The sequence below is a fragment of the Rhodococcus sp. IEGM 27 genome, assembly GCF_033142305.1.
Lineage (GTDB): Bacteria > Actinomycetota > Actinomycetes > Mycobacteriales > Mycobacteriaceae > Rhodococcus_F > Rhodococcus_F oxybenzonivorans.
Genome location: NZ_JAWLSG010000001.1, coordinates 1308574 through 1329527, shown reverse-complemented (window position 1 = coordinate 1329527; position 20954 = coordinate 1308574). Strand labels below are relative to the sequence as shown.

The window sequence follows — 20954 nt, the reverse complement described above, 5'->3', positions numbered from 1 at the left end:
CGCGCATCATGAGTGCCGAACAGATCCTCGCTGCAGCAGAGAAGGTCCGATCCGCCGGTCCCAGCGCACCGCGGCCCGGGCGGGACCCGATCAACCTTCCGATGATTCGCAACTGGGTAGAGGCGATCGGCGACCGGAACCCCATTTACGTCGACGAGGACGCCGCGCGGGCAGCAGGCCACGACGGTATCGTCGCCCCACCGGCGATGGCTCAGGTATGGACCATGCAGGGGCTGCACGCCGAACGCCAGCCCGACGACCCGCTGGGCCGCATGACGACCATCCTCGACGAGGCCGGGTACACGTCCGTCGTCGCCACCAACTGCGATCAGACCTACCACCGCTACCTGCGGCTCGGCGAGAAGGTCACCATCTCCACGACCCTCGAAGACGTCGTGGGACCGAAGAAGACCGGCCTCGGCGAGGGGTGGTTCTTCACCACCCGTAGCCGGTGGACAGTCGCGGACGACGAGGGCGCCGACGAGCTGGTCGCCGAGATGCTTTTCCGCATCCTGAAGTTCGCCCCGGAACCCGCTGAACCGGTGGCACCTTCGGTGAACGGTCAGGGCGCGTCCTTCGACGACCTGGACCCGTCGAGGATGATGCGGCCCAGCGCATCTCAGGATACCCAATTCTTCTGGGACGGTGTCGCCGCGCACGAATTGCGTATCCAGAAGCGGGCGGACGGTTCCCTGCAGCATCCGCCGGTACCGGCGCTGTGGAAGGACAAGGCGGAGTCGACGGACTACCTCGTGGCCTCCGGCCGCGGCACCGTGTTCAGTTTCGTCGTTCATCACGCGCCGAAGGTGCCGGGGCGCTCACTGCCGTTCGTGGTGGCCCTCGTCGAACTCGAGGAGGGTGTCCGCATGCTGGGTGAACTGCGCGGCGTGGAGCCCTCCGTGGTGAGGGTGGGAATGCCCGTGGAGGCGATCTACCTCGACTTTCCCGGCGACGACGACACCGGCGGGGCGCCATGGACCCTGTACGCGTGGCAGCCTGCGACGAAGGAGCACTGATGACCTCTACTCTCGACGTCACGATCGGCACCACCCTGCCGGAGCTCGCGATTGCAGGCGATCCCACCTTCGTGGTGTCGTCCGCGCTCGCCACCCGCGATTTTCAGGACGTCCACCACGACCGCGATCTGGCGCAGAAGCGAGGGTCGAAGGACATCTTCGTGAACATCCTCACCGACACCGGTCTGGTGCAGCGATTCGTGACCGACTGGGCAGGTCCGACCGCCGTCATCAAGTCGATCGCGCTCCGGCTCGGAGTTCCGTGGTACGCCTACGACACCTTGACGCTCAGCGGGACGGTGGCCGCGATCGACGACGGTGTCGTCAGCCTCGATGTGGTCGGCAAGAACTCGCTCGGTAACCACATCACATCGCAGGTGACGATCGTGGTGAACGGAACAACGAACGGAGCCGGGGCATGAAGGGGTTGTCGGGGAAGGCTGTCATCGCCGGCATCGGCGCCACCGATTTCTCGAAGGATTCCGGTCGCAGCGAGTTGCGGTTGGCTGCCGAGGCGGTGCTCGCGGCACTGGACGATGCCGGCCTGACACCGGCCGACGTCGACGGGCTCACCTCGTTCACCATGGACACCAATACCGAGGCGGCCGTGGCCCGTTCGGTCGGAATCCTGGACCTGAAATTCTTCAGCCGCATCCACTACGGCGGCGGAGCGGCGTGTGCGACCGTGCAGCAGGCCGCGATGGCGGTGGCCACCGGGGTCGCGGACGTGGTGGTGGCGTACCGGGCATTCAACGAGCGTTCCGGAATGCGGTTCGGCCAGGTGAACTCGGGTCTGGTGCAGCAGGTGAATTCCTCGGGGACCGACAACGCGTTCTCGTACCCGCACGGCCTGTCCACTCCGGCCGCATTCGTCGCGATGGTGGCCCAGCGCTACATGCACGAGTACGGCGCGACGAGTGCCGACTTCGGCCGGATCGCCGTCACCGACCGGAAGCACGCGGCCAACAACCCGCAGGCCTTCTTCTACGGCAAGCCGATCACCCTCGAGGATCACCAGAACTCCCGGTTCATCGCCGAACCCCTGCACCTCCTCGACTGCTGTCAGGAGTCCGACGGCGGCATCGCGATTGTGGTCACCTCGCCCGAGCGAGCCAGGAATTTGAAGCAGAAACCCGCTGTGATCGCGGCAGCAGCGCAGGGGAGCGGCAGCGACCAGTACATCATGACCAGCTATTACCGGCCCGAACTCGCGGGACTACCGGAAATGGCACTGGTGGGCAGGCAGCTGTGGGAACAGGCGGGGCTCGGGCCGCAGGACATCGATATGGCGGTGCTCTACGACCACTTCACTCCTTACGTATTGATGCAGCTCGAGGAACTCGGATTCTGCGGTCGCGGCGAGGCCAAAGATTTCATCGCCGACGGCGCCATCGACATCGGCGGCCGGCTACCCCTCAACACTCACGGCGGCCAGCTCGGCGAGGCCTACATCCACGGGATGAACGGCATCGCCGAGGGCGTCCGGCAGATCCGCGGCACGTCGGTGAACCAGGTGAAGGACGTGCAGCACGTGCTCGTCACCGCCGGGACGGGTGTCCCGACGTCAGGTCTGGTGCTGACGGCCTGACAATCGGCCTGCTACTCCGCCGGGCAATGTGTTTCGCGACGTACTCGGCGTCTCTGCCGACACCGCCGGTGAGCATCGAGGCGAACGCCCGGAGGAACGGGAGACCCACGAAGTACAGTCCGGGATGGTCCGGCGAGACACCACGGGATTGCTCGGGCCAACCGTCGGCGCCGGTCACCGGGATCCGGATCCACGAGGTGTCCTTGGTGAAACCCGTGCACCAGACAATGTTTCGGACGTCCAGTTCGGATCCGTCGTCGAGGACGGGCCTGCCGTCGCGCACGGCCGTGACCTTCGCGGGGAAGTGTTCCACCCCGGCATCGGCAAGGTCGGCTCGCTTGACCCGTAGGAGTGGGCCGCCCCCGGACCGGACGTGCGGGCGCATCTTCCGTCCCATCGGAGTACGTTCCGTGAGAATGTGATTGGCCATGAACCACATGATCGGGATCGCGATGTGCGCGGCGCGTCCCTCGATGTCGAACGGCAACTCGCCGCGGACAGGGCCGCAGATCGTGGTCCGATGTGCAGCAGAAACCTCCAACGCGATGTCCGCGCCGGAGTGGCTGCACCCGACCACCAGCACGGGTCCGTCCTGCAACTGGGCGGGGTTGCGGTAGTCGCTGGAGTGCAGTTGCCTGATCCGGGGGTCGAGTTGCTCGGCGAGATCCGGGATCACAGGTGTCTGCCAGGTGCCGGACGCCACCACGACATTGGTGGCCTCGAAAGTCTGGGCCCCGGATGTGACGACGTACCCGTCACCGCCCCGCGAAAGTCCGTCCACCGTGACACCGGTGCGAACGGGGAGGGAGAATCTGTCTGCATACGCCTCGAAGTAATCGGCCACCTCGTCTTTGCCGGGCCATGTCCACGAACGTGTGGGAATGCCCCAACCGGGCAAGCCGTCGTATTTGGCTGGGCTGTAGAGACGGAGCGAGTCGAACCGCTCCCGCCATACGTCACCCACCCGGTCGTGGGCGTCGAGAATGACGAACCGCTGCTCGAGCCTGGCGAGGTGGTATCCGGTCGCGAGACCGGCCTGCCCAGCGCCGATCACGATCGTGTCGAACTGTTCTGTAGTCATGGTCATTGCCTCTTCGTCGAGGGTGGAAATCGTCAGCTACGACGCTATGACCGCACCCGGCCGGGGGGCTTCGGGAGAATGATGCAGAATTCTCCACCCGGCATGGGTAGTTCTATGCAGACGGCTCCACGAGACGATGCTCGTAGGCATACGCGGTCGCAGCGGAGCGGGAAGAGATTCCCAGTTTGAGGAAGATGTTGCTCATATGCCGGGCCACCGTCTTCTCGCTGAGGAACAGGTCCGCGGCGACGGCGCGATTCGTCTTCCCCGCGGCCACGAGGCGGAGCACATTCAGCTCACGGGGAGTCAGGGGCGAAGCCGAGGATTCGGTTCCGACTTCCGTCCGTACCCGTTCCAGATCGGGAGCAGCCGCCAGGTCGCGGTAGATCGCGGCGGCGAGATCGAACTCCATCCGTGCGGTGTCCACGTCGCCGAGCTCGCGGCACGCCCGCCCGATCAGCTCCCGCACGCGTGCCGCCTCGTACGGCGCACCGATCAGGTTCCACCGTTCCCACGCCTCGCGGAGGACGGCCACTGCGTTCTGCGCCCGGGATTCTCCGAGCAGAACCGACCCCGAAGCCTGCGCCGCCACGGCGTGGAGGTAAGGGATGTCGAGGCGTGCGGCGAGCGTGTCGAGTGCTGCTGCGGCGGCGCGGGCCGACGGGACATCGTGTGCGGCGAGCATGATCTCGACGCATGCCGGGAGGAGTCGTGCCTGCTCGAGTGGGTCGAGCGTCTCGTCGACCTCACGCCGGATGCAGGCCACCGCGCTGCCGACCCGGCCCTGCCTCATTCGCAGCAGGGCAAGCCCGGGCCGCGGCGGCCTGCCCCACTTGTTCGCTTCCTTGTACAGCTTTTCGGCCTGCGCGAACTCACCGCGCAGTCGATGGAGCTCAGCCATCAGATAGCTGGCGGACCCCACCGCGGCGTGCACCGTCGGCTGGGTGAGTCTTCGGTGTGCACGCCGGGCCGCCTCCATGGACTCCGCCCACGCGCCCTGCAGTAGCAGGATCTCGGCGCGGTGGACGAGGCATTGGCCGCGGTAGGGCACCAGGTCCGGCTGCGCCGAACACCACCGCGTCAGTGCGGCAGTCCATTCTTGCGAGCGGCGCAGGTCGAAAATGCGCTGGCACTGTTCGATCACAGCGCAGTACACGATCCCGGTGACGATGGGAGACACTTCCTCGGACGTCACCCGGATCATGGCCTCGTCGAAGGCCGCAACGCCGTCGGGGTGGCGCCCCAGCACGATCAGCGCATGACCTGTCCCGAGCGCGCCCAGCGAGATGAGGTCGGGGTCGGCGAACCGTTCACCGATGACTGCTGCAGTGGAGAACACGTCCCGCGCTGCGGTGCCGTCTCCCTCTGCCAGGCGCTGGAGTCCCAGGGGGACCAGGAGGTAGCCGCGTTCGGGGCAGTCGACACCCGTGGTGTCCAGTAGCTTCTGGGCCCTGCCCAGCCAGCCGCCACCGCGGACCTGCTCACCCCTGAGGGACAGGGCAAGTCCCAGCCAGAATGCGCAGCGTGCCGCACTTACAGGATCGCTGCTGCGTCCCCACTGGTTCACGGCCCGAGTCCAGAACTCGGTAGCGGCGTCGTCCTCACCGATCAGATAGGCGGCGACCGCGAGTCGCTCGAGGTCCGTACCCCCGAGCGGTTGATGCCGATCGGCGATCGACAGTTGGGTGTAGGCGACGCTCCAGTCCCGCCGGGTGTAGGCCTCGCGGCCGGCCCGGAGCGCCGACGTGTCGTCGGACATCACCTTCTCCTGCCGGTTTCGCAGTGTCGTGGAGGCGCTCGCATCCAGATTACCGCCGCGCTCGCTGCCCTCGCGTGGTCGCTGTGGAGTCGTCGCATCGCGCCTGAAGACGGGTTCTAGATCCGCAGACCAGGAGGCGGGGGTCCTAATATTCCCTGCACCCTGTCGGCGCCTCGAGTCACACTGGGTTCACACGCCGAGGAACGGGGAGTTCTGATGGTCGACGCGATCGCAGCCGAGGGGCTGGTGAAACGGTACGGAAAGGTCACCGCGCTCGGCGGTGTAGATCTCGCGGTCCGCGCGGGCAGCGTCATGGCCCTGCTGGGGCCGAACGGTGCAGGCAAGACCACCGCGGTTCGCGTCTTCACCACCCTTCTCGTCCCGGACGAAGGATGGGCCCGGGTGGCGGGTCTCGACGTCATCCACGATGCCCGGGCTCTTCGGTCGCGGATCGGTGCGTCCGGCCAGTACGCCGCGGTCGACGAATACCTCACCGGTTTCGAGAACCTCGAGATGGTGGGCAGGCTCTATCACCTCGGTGCCAAGCGAAGCAAAGCCCGGGCCCGCGAGTTGCTCGAACAGTTCGATCTGGTGGAAGCCGGCGATCGGCCCGTGAAGGGTTACTCCGGCGGCATGAGACGCCGCCTCGACCTGGCGGGCGCGCTGGTGGCCGAACCGGAGGTTCTTTTTCTCGACGAACCCACCACCGGACTGGATCCCCGGGCCCGGCTCGGATTGTGGGACGTCATCGACAGCCTCGTGGCCAAGGGCACCACCCTGCTGCTCACCACTCAGTACATGGAGGAGGCGGAGCGGCTCGCCGATCAGATCGCCGTCATCGACCGCGGCAGCGTGATCGCGCGTGGGACCGCCGACGAGCTGAAGGATCGCGTCGGTGGTGAGCGCATCGAACTGACCGTCCGGGAAGGTGCCGATCTCGAGGTGGTCCGAAACGAACTCACACCGCTGGCCGCCGGGCCGATCACCATCGAAGACAACGTCCGCCGGGTCACCGTCCCCGTGTCCGGGGGTTCGGACGCACTGGTCGAGGCCCTGGGGAGGCTGTCCGATCGTGGGGTGAAGGTATTCGATGTGGGGTTGCGCCGGCCCACGCTCGACGACGTCTTCCTGACCCTCACCGGGCACGAGGCCGAGGAGGAGCAAGTCCCATGACCGCACCACCGACCACCGCCCCGATGCACACCGCACTCGCCGACGGTCTCACCATCGCCAAGCGCAACATGATCAAGATCAAACGGGTGCCCGACCTCATCGTCTTCACCACGCTGTCGCCGATCATGTTCGTGCTGCTGTTCGCATACGTATTCGGAAGTGCCATCGAAGTTCCCGGGATGTCGTATCGCGAGTTCCTCATCGCCGGAATTTTCACCCAGACGGTCATCTTCGGGGCGACGTGGACCGGACTCGGCATGGTCGAGGATGTGCAGAAGGGGATCATCGACCGGTTTCGATCGCTCCCGATGGCGCCGTCAGCGGTTCTCCTGGGACGGACGTCCACCGACGTGCTGATCAACATCGTCAGTCTCGTGGTGATGTCGCTGACGGGTCTCGTCATCGGATGGCGTATCCACTCGAGTGTGGGTGAGGCCGTACTCGGCTACCTGCTTCTGCTGCTGTTCGCCTATGCGTTGTCGTGGGTGATGGCGGTGGTGGGGCTGTGGATCCGCACGCCCGAAGTGTTCAACAATGCCAGCTTCATCGTCATCTTCCCGTTGTCCTTCGTCGCGAACACGTTCGTCGAAACCACCAACCTGCCGGGACCGCTCAAAGTGATCGCGGAGTGGAACCCGGTGTCCGCACTCACCCAGGCCGTGCGCGAATTGTTCGGAAACACGAACCCCGCCATGGCAGTTCCCGACGCCTGGCCATTGCAGAATCCCGTGATCGCCTCGCTGGCATGGACGGCGGTACTGCTCGTCATCTTCGTTCCGTTCGCGATCCGGCGTTACAAGAAGGCAGTCAGCCGCTGACTCGTCGCCGGCTGCCGCTGCTCCCGGTGACTGCCGCTGCGCTGTTGCACCAACGGGGGAAGGGCCACGGGGCTGCAATTAATCGCGGGAATCGACGTCCCGGCCGGTTCCGAGGTCGGAGCAGTCGACCGTCTCGGCTCCGTGAGCGGCGAGGTACTGCCTCGCGCCGGTGTCGCCGGTGAGGCTGTGGCGTAGAGCTTTCCAGTGGTCGCGGCCGATGAGGACGGGATGTCCGGGTGCGTCGGTGTAACGGGCTTGCCGCAAGGCGGATCGTGCGCTGCCGGGCGGAACGGAGGCGATACGGCGTACAGCGTCGGCGTCCAGGTCGGGCAGATCGACGAGGGTGATGACGACGGCGTCGACGTCGCCGAACGTTTCCGCAACCTCCAAACCTCGTCGCAGCGACGCCGACATGCCCCGCTGCCAGTCTTTTGCCACACCCACGACCACCGGTACGCCGTCGGGTAGCAGACTCTCGGCCTCGTCGGCGCGGGCGCCGAGGACTACGACGACGGGACGGCACCCGGCCTCCGCGAGGATGCGCACGCCACGCCCCAGCCACGGTTCTCCGTCGCCGCCGACGACGAGCGCCTTGGGCATACCCATCCGCGAGCCACCCCCCGCGGCGAGCAGCACGCCCCCGATCGTCACGGCTGAACGACCGCGGCCCGCTCGGCCGTCGACACCGCGATCGGCTCGCTGTCGGCGTCCTCGGAACTGGCAGCTGAGTACGGCACGCGTTCACGCTACTTCTCCTTCGAGAAGTTGGCTCCGGGTCCTGGGGGAACAGCGGTCGTAGACTGACCGGCACCGGCCTCCGGCCTCCGGACAGCGAGAGGCGCGACGCCGAGACGACGCATCGAAGGGGATGGACGCATGCTTGATCCGAAACGAGGCGGCTCGCCGGCCGGTCAGACGTTCGCGCGGTCGTGGGGTGGCTCGGGCAGTGTCATCGACATCGACGGACCCGTCCACTGGGTCGAGTACGGCGATCCGCACGCAGGGTCGCTGCCGGTGGTGATGGTGCACGGCCTCGGTGGGTCCCACCTCAACTGGGTTCGGGTGGCCCCGGCGTTGGCGGAACGGACGCGGGTTCTGACGGTGGATCTCCCGGGTTTCGGGCTCAGCCCGGCGGGGAAACGTCAGACGGGGATTCCCGCCAACGTGGCGGTACTTCACCGCTTCCTCACCGAGGTGGTGGGTGGACCGGTGATCCTGATGGGCAATTCCATGGGCGGCATGATCTCGATGTTCGAGGCGTCCGCCCACCCCGACGCTGTTGCTGCACTCGTGCTCGTCGACCCGGCGCTTCCTGCGGCGCAACGGATGCCGCATCCGCGGATCGCTGCGCAGTTCGCGATGTACATGACGCCCTTCGTCGGGGAGCGTTACCTCCAGTATTCGAGCCGGCGGATGACCGACCGTCAGCTGGTCGAGCGGGTCATCGACCTGTGCTTCGCCGATCCCGCACGGGCCTCCGAGGACGTCCTCGAGGCAGCGACCGAGCTGGCGAAGTACCGGCGCGAGCAGCCCTCGCAAGATGCCGCGTTCCTGCAGGCGAGCCGTTCACTGATGCGGGTGATGGCGCGTCCGCAGCGTTACCTGCAGGCCATGCGCGCCCTCGAACAACCGGTTCTCCTGCTCCACGGTGACCGCGACCGCCTGGTTCCGGTCGCCGCGGCGCGCAAGGTCGCTGCCGACAACCCGCGGTGGGACACCGTCGTACTGCCCGGCGTCGGGCACACCCCACAACTCGAGACGCCGGACGCTGTACTCGAACACGTGTTGACCTGGATCGACCGGCACGGGCTCGTCTAGCGTCTTCGCTCCTTTCCGGGTGTCGCCGGCAGCCGGCAGGTAACCTCACTCACATAACTCGCATCCGAGTTGCGAATTAATGTACGTTCAGGTCATGCAGCTCACCCGGTTCACCGATCTCGGCTTGCGGGTCGTCATGCGCCTGGCCGTCGCGGCAGAGGGGGACCGTCCGGGGAGCCGTCAGGTCGCCGAGGAATTGGCGGTGTCCTACACGCACGCGACAAAAGTGATCACCCGGCTCGCTGAACTCGGCATCGTCGACGCGCGCCGCGGCCGCGGGGGCGGCCTCGCCATCACCGAACTCGGCCGCACCGCCTCTGTCGGGTGGCTCGCCCGCCGCCTCGAGGGAGACGGGGAGGTGGTCGAATGCGAAGGCGCCCAGCCGTGTCCGCTGCGGTCGGGTTGCCGGCTGCGGTCGGCGCTGCGCCGTGCGCAGGAAGCGTTTTTCGCGTCGCTCGACACTGTCACCATCGACGACCTCACCCAATCACCGACCCGCGCCGTCCTGCTCGGACTGCCCCGGCCGGCCGACACAGATTTCCAGTTCTCTTCCGCGATCGGAGAATGACATGCTCTCGCCCACTTCCACGGAAATCATCCGCGCCACGCTGCCCGTGGTCGGTGCCGCCATCGGCGACATCACCAGCCTGTTCTACCGCAGGATGTTTGCCGCCCACCCCGACCTCGAACGCGACTTGTTCAACCGGGGCAACCAGAAGCAGGGTGGTCAGCAGAAAGCGTTGGCGGGGGCGATCGCCGCGTTCGCGGCTCTGCAGCTGGAACCCGATCAGGCGCGCGTCGATTTGATCCTCTCTCGGATCGCGAACAAACATGCCTCGCTGGGAATCGAGCCCGCCCAGTACGCGATCGTGCACACCCATCTGTTCGACGCCATCGTCGAGGTGCTCGGTGACGCTGTCACTCCGGAGGTGGCCGCCGCCTGGGACGAGGTGTACTGGACGATGGCCGAGACCCTGATCGCGATGGAAGCCGGTCTCTACCGCGCAGCGGGGGTCGCGGCCGGTGACGTCTGGCGGCAGGTGCGTGTCCGTGAGCGCCGCCACGAGTCCGCCGACACCGTCTCCTTCGTGCTCACCTCAGTGGACGGTGCGTCCCTGCCCGCCTTCGCCCCGGGGCAGTATCTGTCGGTGGGAGTTCACCTTTCCGACGGAGCCCGGCAGATCCGCCAGTACAGCCTCTCGTCCGCTCCGTCGCACGAGGACTGGCGGATCACCGTCAAGCGGGTGGACGGGCAGCTGCTGTCGGACGGATCGCACTCGCCCGCGGGCGAAGTGTCGAACTTCCTGTACCGCAATGTTTTCGAGAATGACCTACTGGACGTGACGACCCCGTTCGGTGACCTGGTTCTGCAGGACGACGACGCGCCGCTGCTGCTGATCTCGGCCGGCATCGGGTGTACGCCGATGATGGGCATGCTCAGCCACCTCGCCGACACCGAGGACACCCGCCCGATCTCGGTGCTGCACGCCGACCGCTCGCCCAGTAACCACGCCCACCGGGCGGAGTTGACCGAACTCGTCGAGCGGCTGCCGTTCGCGGTCATGCACCGCTGGTACGAGGACCTCGGCGCGCGTCGCCCCGAGGCGGACCTGCGGAAGGGGCGAGCCGACCTCGGGGAGATCACCGTCGCCCCCGGCACCCGGGCCTATCTCTGTGGGCCGCTGCCCTTCATGCTGGGCATGCGCGAAGCCTTGCTCGAGAAAGATGTTGCGGCCGAGAACATTTACTACGAGGTTTTCGGCCCGGACAGCTGGGCGGCCGCCCCGGCATGAACTGCACCTCACCCGCACACCTCGGTACACGAGCAGGGTGTGCAGCCGTCTCGGTGGCGGGTGAGTTCGACTGCACCGGAAAGGGCATCAGATGACTACCGCGCACGCCGTTGCAGTCGCCGTGACCTTCGTGTGGCTCGGAATGGTGGTGGCGATCTCGTTCGTGGAGGCGCCGCTGAAGTTCCGGGCACCCGGGGTCACGGTTCGAGTGGGACTGGGTATCGGTCGACTCGTCTTCCGTGCCCTCAATTTCATCGAAATGCTGTGGGCGGCAGCACTGGTTGCCGCGATCGTCGTCGACGCCCCACCCGTCCATGTCATAGTCGTGGCGATTGCGGCGGTCGCGGTGCTCGTCGTGCAGTTGGCCGTTGTGCGGCCCACGCTGACGCGTCGGTCCGACCGGATCCTTGCCGGTGAAGAAGCCCCGCGCTCTCGCGCACACTGGGTGTATGTCGGATTGGAGCTTTTGAAGGTGCTCGCCCTCCTGATCACCGGAATATTCCTCCTCGGCCAGTAGGTTGCGCGCCGATCCTGCCGGCCTAACTGTCGGCTGGGGATTCGGCGTCGGCAGCTCCCCGTGATCCTGCGATCGACTGCGCGAGGGCGCGGAACAAGTGAGTGAGTTCGGGGCGGGTTGCCGTTCCGCTGCGGACTACCCCGCACACCGGGATGCGCAGGAGGTCGTGCGATTCGCGCATGAAACTGAGCCCGCGCCGGGGAGTCGCGTCGGCGGTGTCGGCGTACAACACGGTCCACGACAGGGGAGTGGTGAGGACGTCGAGGGTGGCCGTGTGGTCGCTGGGAATCGAGGGCCCGAGCTTCACGCGTTGCCCGACTTGCCGGAAGGCATCCTCGACCACGGTGTGGATCAGCACCTGACTACTGCGCGGCGGCAGCAGGAGCGGATAGGGTGCCAGTTCGCTGAGGTCGACGGTCGAAAACTTGGACAGCGGATGTTGAGCCGAGGTGACGATCACCAGATCCTCGAGGCCGAATTCGATTGTTTCGAGTCCTGGTCTGTCGACGCCGCCGCGGATCAGGGCCAGGTCTGCATCACCGGACGCCACCGCAGTCATGCGGTCGGTGAAATCCTTGATGACGAATTCGATGTCGAGCTGTGGGAACTCCTCGCGCACAAGGGATATCGCCTCCAGGCTTTGGGTGGCGAAGCTCATGCTGGCGCTGATTCGCAGCCGATTGCGGGGGTCGAGTCCCACCGAGAGTGCGCGCGCCTCGAGGCTCATCATTTCTGCCGCGATCGGCATGAGGCGTTCGCCGGCCGCGGTCAGGCGCGTCGCACGGGTGGACCGTTCGAGTAGGGCCGTGCCGAGTTCGTGCTCGAGCTTGGCTATCTGGTGGCTGATTGCCGACTGCGAGATGAAGCATCGCTCCGCCGCGCGGGAAAAACTGCCTTCTTCACCGACCGCGAGGAAGTAGCGCAACTGCCGGAACTCCATGACCCCAGGCTACAGCGTCGACGAGCATTTATGAGCGATCGAGATAACACAATTTCGATTTCCCCAGGTTATTGGCAATCAGGCTCATCGGATCCATAAGGTGGGCTCATACGCAACGCTAAGCACAGGAACGCTGGCAGAGGAGGTTTTCGGTGGATCGCACACAGGTCGTCATCGTGGGATCGGGTTTCGGCGCCCTCGCGGCAGCGAAGAAGCTCGGCAAGGCAGGCACGCCGTTCGTGCTGATTTCCGAGACCACCGAGCACCTCTTCCAGCCACTGCTCTACCAGGTGGCCACTGGTGTGCTCTCGCCCGGCGAGATCGCGCCGTCCATCCGCGCCATCCTCGCCAAGTATCCCAGTGGTGACGTCCGGCTCGGCCGTGTCGTCGACGTCGACCCGGACAAGCGCGAGGTGGTCTACGAGGCAGGCGGGATTCGCCACACCCTCGGCTACGACACTCTGATCGCCGCGACGGGTGCTCGTCAGGCGTACTTCGGCCGCGACGAGTTCGCCGAGGTCACGTACGCCCTCAAGACGGTCGCCGACGCCGACCGGTTGCGCCGCCAGATCGTCCGCTGCTTCGAAGAGGCGCACACTACGTCGGACCCGGAACGTCGCCGGGATCTGCTCCACTTCATCGTGATCGGCGCGGGGCCCACCGGGGTCGAACTGGCAGGTCAGATCAAGGAACTGGCGGGACGCTACTTCGAGAAGTCGCTGCGGGACGTTACCGCCGAGGACGTCACCGTGACCCTCGTCGAGGGTGCGGGGGAGACGCTGCCCGTGTTCGGCGGCAAGCTCAGCAAGTACACGCAGGACTCCCTCGAGCGTGCAGGGGTCGAGGTGGTCCTCGGCACCATGGTGACCGATATCGACGAGCACGGTGCCACTCTGTCGTCGCCCGGTAACGGGTTCGAGAAGCGACTGACGGCGGAGACGATCATCTGGTCGGCCGGCATTCAGGCCAACGACTTCGCGGCGGTGCTCGCGGAACGGACCGGGTGTGAGACCGGCCGCGGCGGTCGACTGCTGGTCGACGAGGACCTCACCGTGGGCCGCTACGACGACATCTATGCCATCGGCGACATGGCTTCGCTGAACAACCTGCCGGCTCAGTCGCCGTTCGCGATGCAGGGTGGCCGTCACGTCGCGGCGATCATCAACGGAAAGCGGGCCGGCGGAACACCCTTCACCTATCGGGACAAGGGCAGCATGGCGATCATCAACCGGTTCCGCGCGATCACCCGCGTCGGCAAGATCGAGTTGACCGGTGTACTCGCCTGGTTCCTGTGGCTTGCCGTCCACCTCGTCTACCTGGTCGGATTCCGGAACCGTTACGTGGCAGTGATGTCGTGGTGTGGATCGTTCCTCGGTCATCGGCGCCCGCACTTCCACTACGCGCAGGAGATCGAACCTGCCGACTCGAACGAGCTGGACCGAGCGGCCTAGAACTCAGGACGCCCCGGCCCGCCGGCCCGCGACATAGACCTCGGCGATGGAGGTATCGCGTATCCCCATCAAGAGCGCGAACAGGGTCTGATCGCGGGCCAGGGCGGGGTCGGCGGCGCGGATGCCGTGGCGCAGTAGCCCGTCGAGCGCCGGGGTGCCGGACGGATCGACGACGACGAAGTCGGCTTCCTTACCGACGTCGAAGTTACCGAATCGGTTCTCCATGTCCAAGGCTCTGGCACCGCCGAGGGTACCGATGAACAGCATTTCGGCCGGATGCATCGATACTCCGTCGTCCCCGGGTTCGTTGATGTGCACTTTGAACGCATCGCCGAGCACCCGCGGGATCAACCATTCGTCGCCGCCGCCGAAATCTGTGCCCGCGGAAATGTTGACACCCGAGGCGACCGTCCGCTTCCACGGCATCGTTCCGGATCCCAGGAACAGCTGCGAGACCGGACAGTGCGAGACGGACGTACCGGTCTCGGCCATCCGTTCGAGCTCGACATCCTGACAGTGCACGCAGTGCGCGAGGATGGTACGTCGGCCCAGCAGGCTCTTCCCGCCCACCTGGGAGCCGGGCAAAAACTTCCCGTCGTAGGTGTCCAGGTATGAATTCACCCCGTACACCTCTTTGGTCGAGTCCACCTCTCCGGTTCCCGGGCGATTGTTCTCGTTGAGATGCGAGTGCACATACACCCCACGGTCCCGTACTTCGTCGTACAGTTCCCCGAGGTTTTTCAGGGTCTCGGTCGTCACCGACAACGAGAACCGCGGGACGATAGCCACATGCAACAGTGCGGTGGCGACATCACCGGTGTCCGCGCCGTGCCACTTGTCGATCTCTTCGCGGGTCAACCGGATCGCATCGTCTTCGGATGTCATCAGTGGCTGGGCGGTGCCGATACCGACAGTCTGAATGCCGCGGCCGCTGACGATACGAAGACCGGCCTTCTTCGTCTCGGTGAATAGGGCGTCCTGTGCATGCGGAAACGCCGACCCGAATACCATCGCGGCCGTAGTGCCCGCCGAGATGCGACGTTGGGTGAATTCGACGGCCGCTTGCTGCGCGAACTCCGGATCGGCGAACTTCGTTTCCGACGGGAACATGCACAGGGTCAGCCATTCCAGCAGTTGTCCGCCGCCGTAGGAGTCGCCGGCGTAGGTCTGCGGGAAATGGATGTGGGTGTCGACGAACCCCGGCAACAAGAACCCCGGCCGGTGGTCGTGCACGGTGCCGGACTCATATTCCGACGGAATCTCGGTTCGGTCGCCGCAGAACGCGATTCGCCCGGAATCGTCCAGGACCAGTGCGCCGTCGGGAATCGATACGAGAGCGGCCGCGGCTTCGGTCACTGTCGGTGCGCCGGCGATGTGGAAGATGTGCCCGAGGTGGATGTGCGTTGCCATGTGATGAACTCCCGTCCAGTAGCGGCCAGTACTCACAATGCCACCGATCCGACCCATATCGTGGCGAAACAGACCGAGCACCCAACCGTACGAACAGTTGCAAGTGCACAACCGGGACGGGCTACGGGGCCTCGATGTGACCGACATGGGCCGTGGTCATCTCTCGCCACACCCGTGCCGGAGTCATCGGCAACCGTCGCAAGCGAACGCCGGTGGCGTCGGCAATGGCGTTGGCCAAGGCCGGGGCCACCGGGTTGTACGGCGACTCGCTCATGGATTTGGCGCCCAGTGGACCTAATTGGTCGTAGGTGTCCGCGAAATACACCTCGGTCTCGGGAATGTCGGCCAGTTGAGGGATGTGATAGTTCCTCAGCTGAGGTCCCAGGACCGTTCCGGCGCCGTCGAGGCGGATCTCTTCATACAGCGCACTGCCGATCGCCTGAGCTACGCCTCCCTCGACCTGCCCACGGCACTGCTGCGGATTGAGGACGGTCCCTGCGTCGGCGGACTGGACCGACTGCAGAATTCGTACCTCACCGGTGACCATGTCGACGGCGACCCGGAATGCATGCACGTTGAAGACCACTGAGCGGGGAGTGCCGTCGTGCCGACCCTCGGCTCGAAGAACGCCCTCGGCTGCGAGCTTGTCCCATTCGATCACTTGGGTGCCGATCCGGACGCCCTCCGGTGTCAGCGAGCATTCCGCGTCCTCGGCGACTCCGGCGATGCGGCGCGCGGTTTCGGACAGAAGTGCGCGCAGACTGTTGCACGCCTGATCGACTGCCTTTCCGGCAACCACACTTCCGGCCGACCCGAACGCTCCCGTGTCGTGCCCCGTGAGGTCGGTGTCGGACTGGCGGATGATGATTCGATCGGTGGTGGTGCCGAGCGCGGTTGCCGCGAGCTGCGCGTGCACGGTCGTGGTTCCGTTGCCGAATTCGGCGGTGCCTACCCGCACTTCGTAGTGGCCGCCCGCGACGAGAGTGCAGGACGCTTCCGCGAAGTGCCCACGCGGCGGAATGGTTGCGATCATGGACGCCGCCATGCCCTCGCCGACTTTCCATCGCGCGCCCCTGGGTGGGGTAACTCCATTGCCCCGGCGCAGGGCTGCCTCGGCGAGGTCGAGACATTGGTCGAGCCCGTAACTCCCGTAGGTGAGGTCGTCGTGCGCCACCTCGGCTTCGACGAAGTCGTCCCCCGGAACGATCACGTTGCGGCGGCGGAAGTCGAAGGGGTCGATGCCCAGCTTTCGGGCAAGCTCGTCCAACGCCGACTCGATACCGAAAATGACCTGTCCGAGCCCGTATCCGCGGAAGGCGCCCGACGGCAGGTTGTTGGTGTAGACGGCTCGGGCATCGACCCGCTTGTTGGGGGAGCGGTACAGCGCGACGGACTCTCCGCAGCTGTGGAACATCACCCCCGCGGAATGATTCCCGTAGGCTCCGGCGTCCGACAGCACGTCCACGGCGAGCGCAGTCAGCCTTCCTTCTCCATCGGCCCCGGCCCGCACCGCGACCCGCATGGGATGGCGGCACGGCGCGGTGGTGAACTGGTCCGAGCGGGTGAATTCATACTGCACGGGCTTACCGGTGCGCAAAACCGCAAGTGCAACGAGGTCCTCGACGAGCATTTCTTGTTTGGCGCCGAATCCACCGCCGATTCGGGCGGTGAACACCCGGACCCCGGAACGGTCCAGCGCGAAGAGTCGTGCCAGTTCGTCGCGTACGAGGAAGGGAACCTGAGTGCTGCTCCGGAGGGTCAGGCGCCCCTCGTCGTCGAGCCAGCCGATCGCGGAATGCGTCTCCAGATGGACGTGTTGCACGCGCTGCGTCTGCCACGTCCCCTCGACCACCGCACCCGACGCCCTGGCCGCCGCGAGTCCCGCCTCGAGGTCGCCGACCTCACCGTGTAACTCTGCCACCAGGTTGCGGGTGGGATCCGCGATGCGCGACTCGGCGCCCTTGTCGGAGTGGAGCAGGGGCGCGCCTGCTCGGTGTGCCAGGTCCGGGTCGAATACAGGCTTCAGAATGTCGTAGTCGACGTCGATCAATTCCGCTGCGCGGCGGGCAATGTCGACCGAGTCGGCGACCACCGCCGCGACACGCTGTCCGACGAACCGCAGCACGGTGTCGAAGACGTAGGTGTCGTCCGGGTCGTCGGTGCGCAGTTCGTGACGTGCGGTGGAGAAGGCGATGTCCGGGCTGTCTCGGTGGGTGAGTACCGCGTGGACGCCGGGCACTCCCTCCGCCGCGGCGGTGTCGATGCGGGTGATCCGCGCATGGGCGTGCGGGCTGCCGAGGACGTGGACGTGGAGCAATCCCTGGACCCTGACATCGAGGGTGTACGGTTCGGCCCCGCATACCACCCGGGTGGCGGCGGGGGCAGGAATCGAACGGCCGGAGGAGTGACCGTTCGAGTCGTCCTCGGTGGTGCAGATTCCGCCGACTGCATCCCGGATCGCGCGGTAACCCGTGCAGCGGCAGAGGTTTCCCTTCAGGGCGCGGGGAAGGTCGTCCCGTTGATCGGCGGTGAGCGCAGAAGCAGTAACTACCATTCCTGGAGTGCAGAAACCGCACTGGAAGCCGGCCGCAGCGACGAACTGCTCCTGGACGGGATGGAGTCGCTCGGGGCTCCCCAGCCCTGCGGCCGTCGTCACCTCGAGGCCCTCGGCACGGTGCGCCGGAATGACGCACGAATGCACGGGGTGACCGTCGAGCAACACCGTGCAGGCGCCGCAATCACCGGCGTCGCACCCCTTCTTGACCGCGAAAATCTCGTGGTCCCGCAACAGCGTGCGCAGGCACTGACCGGGCCGCGGGTCGGCGTTCACCGGCTGCCCGTCGACGGTGAACTTCATGCCAGTTCCTCCCTGATCTCCTCCGCGAGGACGGCGGTGACGTGGCGCCGCCAGTCGGCGACACCGTGTGCGTCCGTGAAGTACGACTCGAGTGGAATATGTTCCGCCAGTGCAGTGTCGAGTGCGTGAAAGTCGGGAACGTCGGGGAAGCGCAGTACGAACGGGCGCAGGGTCGACGCGGTGACGGCGAGCGTGAATCCGTCCGGTCCGAGTCGTCCCGCCAGGAGTGCGCCGGACCGGCCGAGCGGTGAATAGGCGATCTTGCGGAGCGTCGTGCGGCTCCGGAGTGCCGATCCCGGGAAATGAATGCTGCGGATCAGTTCGCCCGGATTCAGCACGGTGCACCCGGCGCCGGTAACGAAGTCGAGCACCGGGATTCGCCGTTCGCTCCCGTCGGGCGCCCAGAGCAGCACCTCGGCGTCGAGTGCGCAGCATGCGGTGATCATGGCGCCTGCCGGCAGTCCGAGCGCGAGATTTCCCCCGACGGTGGCGGTGTGCCAGATCTTCCACGACGCGACGAGTGCTTCGGCGCACGGACGGAACAGACTGGTTCCGTTCCATTGATCGGGATATGCGGTGTGGCAGAGCGTTTCGATGGTGCACGTGGCGGCCACCTCGAGCTCGTCGGGCTGCACCGTGACTGATTGCCAGCCCAGGGTAGTGAGATCTACCAGGTGGGTGAGGCCCGGTTGCGGTTCCGAGTACAACCAGGTTCCGCCGGCCAGGTACGCCGATCCCGGTTCCGGCACGGGAAGTTCCGCGCGCGTGCGCGGTGTGGCGATGTCGGTGACGAACGAGAGGTCCACGGTGTCACCCTCCCACGCTCGACCACCGTGCGCCCGTCGACGAGCAATTCCTCGGGGGGCCGGTCGGCGTCAACTCAGCCAACCTGCGTAGGCAGACCACGCCGGCCCGGGGTCCGGAGCGTCGGAACGCTGGACCGTCGCCTGGATCAGGCCGTAGGGGCGGTCGGCGGCGTGGAACACCTCGTTGTCGTTCTCCACACCGAAGCGCCCGAGGTCGTGCGCGAAGTGGTGCTTGTTGGGCGCAGACAGACGCACCTCCGCGAGCAAGGGACAGCGCTCGAGGACTGCCTTGCCGATTTCGTAGAGTGTCTGCTGCAGGGCCAACGAATGCACCGTCGCGAATGTGGACACAATCTGTTCCTTGATGTCGGTGTACACGCTGTTCCAGTCGACCTCGGTGGTGACAAACCGCCATTGCACGACGAGTGACGTGGCCATCACCCGGTCGTGGGTCTCTTCGAGGACGGTGTACTCGTCCTTCAGGAACCCGAAGAACTCGCTACCCGTGGATTTGAGAATCACCAGATCCTTCAGGCCCCCGACCACCCATGTTCCTTCGGCGTCGACCGTGACGGCCGCGGTACGCACCTCCTCGCCCTTCCGCACCCAGGTGTGATCGTGCTCGGCACCCTCGACCACGGCCCGCGCCCACGAGTACTCCTCGATCTCGATGCGCGCGCCCTCGACAGGTTGGACGTCGTTCACGAAATGCCGCGCCAACGCCAGTCCGTACTCCTCGATGGAATCGAGTCCCTTCTCCTTCGCGTAGGAGAAGGCGGTCTGCTTCTGACTATCCGTGGGCAGCACGGTGCTCTGATCACCCTCGAGGTGAGCGGCTGAGAAGTCACCTCGGAGACAGGTGGAGACGCTCACGTCCCGGATCTCGTGCCGAGGGGTGTCGCGGTAGATTCGGACGATCCGGTTCTCGGCCTTCCCATACTGGTTCTTACCCAGGACGATCTTGCCCCCGAGGTGGGGGCCGTTGTTCGGATTACTCACGTTCAGCTCCCGCGATAGGTGGAATAGCCGTAGGGGGACAACAACAACGGAACGTGGTAGCCACGCTGGGGATATCTCAACTCGAAGGTGACGGTCACCACCGGGTAGAAGGTGTCCTGGCCGCGCCGACCGAAATAGTCACCGGTGTCGAACACGAGGCAATACGTCTCCGCGATCAGGCCCTCGGGTGCGATCTCGGGGATGCGGCCGTCGACGCCGGTCATCGCGGAGGCGATCGGTTCACCCTCGAGGGATTCGAGTCGCACGTGAAGTCCGGCTGCCGGCTCACCGGTCGTTGCGTCCAGCACGTGCGTGCTGAGGATTCTGGTCATCAACGTCCTCCTTCGGTGGAGTGGTTCAGCAACCGTACGAGACGCAGCCGGTTGATCGCGGCGAGTTCCGCCCGTAGAACCCTGCGCTCGGTGCTGCTGTCGTTGTCGAGGCGTCGGTGCAGCACGTCGAGCAGTTCCTGCGCGGAACGTCCGGACGCGCACACGAGGTAGACGTGTCCGAACTTTCTCTCGTACTCCTCGTTTCCCGCGCGAAGTTTCGCCCGCAACTCGCGGTCGGCGGAAGCGACTGCGGACTGCTCACGCGCCGACGACGCGTTGTCGGGGCGGTCGCCGATGCGCGGATGCCCGGCCAACGCCTCGTCGATCTCGGCTTCGGTGAGTTCGGCGAGAACCTCGTCGGCGCGGGTATAGAGCTCTTCGGCCGTGCGGAACGGCCGCGCGGCGGCCACCCGGCGCGCCCACGCCGTCGACGAACAACACTCGGTCAGCAAGGCGACGGCCTGCTCGTCGCTGCACTCGTTCACTGTGCTCAGGCCGGGCGGTTCGATCATCGGTGCTCCTCCCGTGCGCCTTTCTGGTACCTCTGGCTACCACAAAGGCGCACAGGTGGCGCGTCGACTTACCGATCCAGTTAC

Annotated in this window: 20 protein-coding genes; 10 read left to right on the top strand and 10 right to left on the bottom strand. The window is 66.0% G+C overall.

Annotated elements, in window-relative coordinates; all coding sequences use genetic code 11:
• Window positions 1-8 precede the first annotated feature (8 nt).
• Genes R4P95_RS06210 through R4P95_RS06200 form a run of 3 tightly spaced genes read left to right on the top strand, consistent with a single transcriptional unit; the run spans window position 9 to window position 2604 of the window.
• Window positions 9-1016, top strand: a complete 1008-nt coding sequence (locus R4P95_RS06210) for a bifunctional MaoC family dehydratase N-terminal/OB-fold nucleic acid binding domain-containing protein (RefSeq protein ID WP_317743912.1) — start codon at window positions 9-11, stop codon at window positions 1014-1016.
• Window positions 1016-1438 carry a MaoC family dehydratase gene (locus R4P95_RS06205; protein WP_317743911.1) on the top strand — a complete coding sequence of 141 codons (423 nt, stop codon included), beginning with the start codon at window positions 1016-1018 and terminating at the stop codon, window positions 1436-1438. Before R4P95_RS06210 ends, R4P95_RS06205 begins: the two co-directional genes overlap by 1 nt.
• A complete protein-coding gene (locus tag R4P95_RS06200; protein ID WP_317743910.1) occupies window positions 1435-2604 on the top strand; it encodes a lipid-transfer protein in 1170 nt (389 codons plus the stop codon). Before R4P95_RS06205 ends, R4P95_RS06200 begins: the two co-directional genes overlap by 4 nt.
• On the opposite strand, the gene R4P95_RS06195 is transcribed toward R4P95_RS06200, so the two are convergent.
• Entirely contained in the window at window positions 2555-3685 is a 1131-nt protein-coding gene (locus R4P95_RS06195; protein ID WP_317743909.1) for a flavin-containing monooxygenase, read from the bottom strand. The genes R4P95_RS06200 and R4P95_RS06195 overlap by 50 nt on opposite strands.
• A 112-nt stretch (window positions 3686-3797) precedes the next feature.
• The gene (locus R4P95_RS06190; protein WP_317743908.1) at window positions 3798-5444 is read right to left on the bottom strand and encodes a LuxR C-terminal-related transcriptional regulator; all 1647 of its coding nucleotides are present in this window, start codon (window positions 5442-5444) and stop codon (window positions 3798-3800) included.
• Between the two features lie 216 nt (window positions 5445-5660).
• On the opposite strand from R4P95_RS06190, the gene R4P95_RS06185 reads away from it, so the two are divergent.
• Window positions 5661-6617, top strand: a complete 957-nt coding sequence (locus R4P95_RS06185) for an ATP-binding cassette domain-containing protein (RefSeq protein WP_213574264.1) — start codon at window positions 5661-5663, stop codon at window positions 6615-6617.
• Complete coding sequence (locus R4P95_RS06180; RefSeq protein ID WP_374436226.1) at window positions 6614-7435, top strand: ABC transporter permease; 822 nt, start codon at window positions 6614-6616, stop codon at window positions 7433-7435. Before R4P95_RS06185 ends, R4P95_RS06180 begins: the two co-directional genes overlap by 4 nt.
• 78 nt (window positions 7436-7513) lie before the next feature.
• Here the strand turns inward: R4P95_RS06180 and R4P95_RS06175 are convergent, their stop codons facing one another.
• Window positions 7514-8086 carry a nucleotidyltransferase family protein gene (locus R4P95_RS06175; RefSeq protein WP_317743906.1) on the bottom strand — a complete coding sequence of 191 codons (573 nt, stop codon included), beginning with the start codon at window positions 8084-8086 and terminating at the stop codon, window positions 7514-7516.
• A 225-nt stretch (window positions 8087-8311) separates the two neighbouring features.
• Between R4P95_RS06175 and R4P95_RS06170 the strand changes: the two genes are divergently transcribed.
• The 4 genes from R4P95_RS06170 (at window position 8312) to R4P95_RS06155 (ending at window position 11563) form a co-directional block, all read left to right on the top strand.
• Window positions 8312-9253: an alpha/beta hydrolase gene (locus tag R4P95_RS06170; RefSeq protein WP_317743905.1), complete on the top strand. Its 942-nt coding sequence runs from the start codon at window positions 8312-8314 to the stop codon at window positions 9251-9253.
• Between the two features lie 94 nt (window positions 9254-9347).
• Entirely contained in the window at window positions 9348-9821 is a 474-nt protein-coding gene (locus R4P95_RS06165; protein ID WP_317743904.1) for an Rrf2 family transcriptional regulator, read from the top strand.
• A 1-nt stretch (window position 9822) separates the two neighbouring features.
• The gene (locus R4P95_RS06160) at window positions 9823-11046 is read left to right on the top strand and encodes a globin domain-containing protein (RefSeq protein WP_317743903.1); all 1224 of its coding nucleotides are present in this window, start codon (window positions 9823-9825) and stop codon (window positions 11044-11046) included.
• A 91-nt stretch (window positions 11047-11137) separates the two neighbouring features.
• Window positions 11138-11563: a hypothetical protein gene (locus R4P95_RS06155; protein WP_317743902.1), complete on the top strand. Its 426-nt coding sequence runs from the start codon at window positions 11138-11140 to the stop codon at window positions 11561-11563.
• Window positions 11564-11585: 22 nt separating this feature from the next.
• Here R4P95_RS06155 and R4P95_RS06150 read toward each other — a convergent pair whose 3' ends face one another.
• The gene (locus tag R4P95_RS06150) at window positions 11586-12503 is read right to left on the bottom strand and encodes a LysR family transcriptional regulator (RefSeq protein ID WP_213574254.1); all 918 of its coding nucleotides are present in this window, start codon (window positions 12501-12503) and stop codon (window positions 11586-11588) included.
• 152 nt (window positions 12504-12655) lie between these two features.
• On the opposite strand from R4P95_RS06150, the gene R4P95_RS06145 reads away from it, so the two are divergent.
• Window positions 12656-13954 carry an NAD(P)/FAD-dependent oxidoreductase gene (locus R4P95_RS06145; protein WP_213574252.1) on the top strand — a complete coding sequence of 433 codons (1299 nt, stop codon included), beginning with the start codon at window positions 12656-12658 and terminating at the stop codon, window positions 13952-13954.
• A 3-nt stretch (window positions 13955-13957) separates the two neighbouring features.
• Here R4P95_RS06145 and R4P95_RS06140 read toward each other — a convergent pair whose 3' ends face one another.
• The 6 genes from R4P95_RS06140 to uraD all read right to left on the bottom strand — a co-directional run bounded on the left by R4P95_RS06140 (window position 13958) and on the right by uraD (window position 20870).
• Window positions 13958-15364, bottom strand: coding sequence for a guanine deaminase (locus tag R4P95_RS06140; RefSeq protein ID WP_317743901.1), 1407 nt, complete (start codon window positions 15362-15364; stop codon window positions 13958-13960).
• A 121-nt stretch (window positions 15365-15485) separates the two neighbouring features.
• Entirely contained in the window at window positions 15486-18221 is a 2736-nt protein-coding gene (locus R4P95_RS06135) for a molybdopterin-dependent oxidoreductase (RefSeq protein WP_317743898.1), read from the bottom strand.
• Window positions 18218-19027, bottom strand: a complete 810-nt coding sequence (locus tag R4P95_RS06130) for an FAD binding domain-containing protein (RefSeq protein ID WP_317743896.1) — start codon at window positions 19025-19027, stop codon at window positions 18218-18220. Before R4P95_RS06130 ends, R4P95_RS06135 begins: the two co-directional genes overlap by 4 nt.
• A gap of 69 nt (window positions 19028-19096) precedes the next feature.
• A complete protein-coding gene (gene pucL, locus R4P95_RS06125) occupies window positions 19097-20026 on the bottom strand; it encodes a factor-independent urate hydroxylase (protein ID WP_213574244.1) in 930 nt (309 codons plus the stop codon).
• Window positions 20027-20028: 2 nt separating this feature from the next.
• Window positions 20029-20358 carry a hydroxyisourate hydrolase gene (uraH, locus tag R4P95_RS06120; RefSeq protein ID WP_159919078.1) on the bottom strand — a complete coding sequence of 110 codons (330 nt, stop codon included), beginning with the start codon at window positions 20356-20358 and terminating at the stop codon, window positions 20029-20031.
• Window positions 20358-20870, bottom strand: coding sequence for a 2-oxo-4-hydroxy-4-carboxy-5-ureidoimidazoline decarboxylase (gene uraD, locus R4P95_RS06115; RefSeq protein WP_317743895.1), 513 nt, complete (start codon window positions 20868-20870; stop codon window positions 20358-20360). The genes uraH and uraD overlap by 1 nt, the downstream gene beginning before the upstream one ends.
• Between the last annotated feature and the right edge of the window lie 84 nt (window positions 20871-20954).

Bases quoted from the DNA above. Each gene is read 5' to 3' on its own strand.
- R4P95_RS06135 (WP_317743898.1), bottom strand. From the start codon at position 18,221: ATGAAGTTCACCGTCGACGGGCAGCCGGTGAACGCCGACCCGCGGCCC.
- R4P95_RS06185 (WP_213574264.1), top strand. From the start codon at position 5,661: ATGGTCGACGCGATCGCAGCCGAGGGGCTGGTGAAACGGTACGGAAAG.
- R4P95_RS06205 (WP_317743911.1), top strand. From the start codon at position 1,016: ATGACCTCTACTCTCGACGTCACGATCGGCACCACCCTGCCGGAGCTC.
- R4P95_RS06195 (WP_317743909.1), bottom strand. From the start codon at position 3,685: ATGACTACAGAACAGTTCGACACGATCGTGATCGGCGCTGGGCAGGCC.
- R4P95_RS06210 (WP_317743912.1), top strand. From the start codon at position 9: ATGAGTGCCGAACAGATCCTCGCTGCAGCAGAGAAGGTCCGATCCGCC.
- R4P95_RS06140 (WP_317743901.1), bottom strand. From the start codon at position 15,364: ATGGCAACGCACATCCACCTCGGGCACATCTTCCACATCGCCGGCGCA.
- R4P95_RS06150 (WP_213574254.1), bottom strand. From the start codon at position 12,503: ATGGAGTTCCGGCAGTTGCGCTACTTCCTCGCGGTCGGTGAAGAAGGC.
- R4P95_RS06165 (WP_317743904.1), top strand. From the start codon at position 9,348: ATGCAGCTCACCCGGTTCACCGATCTCGGCTTGCGGGTCGTCATGCGC.
- uraD (WP_317743895.1), bottom strand. From the start codon at position 20,870: ATGATCGAACCGCCCGGCCTGAGCACAGTGAACGAGTGCAGCGACGAG.
- R4P95_RS06160 (WP_317743903.1), top strand. From the start codon at position 9,823: ATGCTCTCGCCCACTTCCACGGAAATCATCCGCGCCACGCTGCCCGTG.
- R4P95_RS06155 (WP_317743902.1), top strand. From the start codon at position 11,138: ATGACTACCGCGCACGCCGTTGCAGTCGCCGTGACCTTCGTGTGGCTC.
- uraH (WP_159919078.1), bottom strand. From the start codon at position 20,358: ATGACCAGAATCCTCAGCACGCACGTGCTGGACGCAACGACCGGTGAG.
- R4P95_RS06180 (WP_374436226.1), top strand. From the start codon at position 6,614: ATGACCGCACCACCGACCACCGCCCCGATGCACACCGCACTCGCCGAC.
- R4P95_RS06190 (WP_317743908.1), bottom strand. From the start codon at position 5,444: ATGTCCGACGACACGTCGGCGCTCCGGGCCGGCCGCGAGGCCTACACC.
- R4P95_RS06200 (WP_317743910.1), top strand. From the start codon at position 1,435: ATGAAGGGGTTGTCGGGGAAGGCTGTCATCGCCGGCATCGGCGCCACC.
- R4P95_RS06170 (WP_317743905.1), top strand. From the start codon at position 8,312: ATGCTTGATCCGAAACGAGGCGGCTCGCCGGCCGGTCAGACGTTCGCG.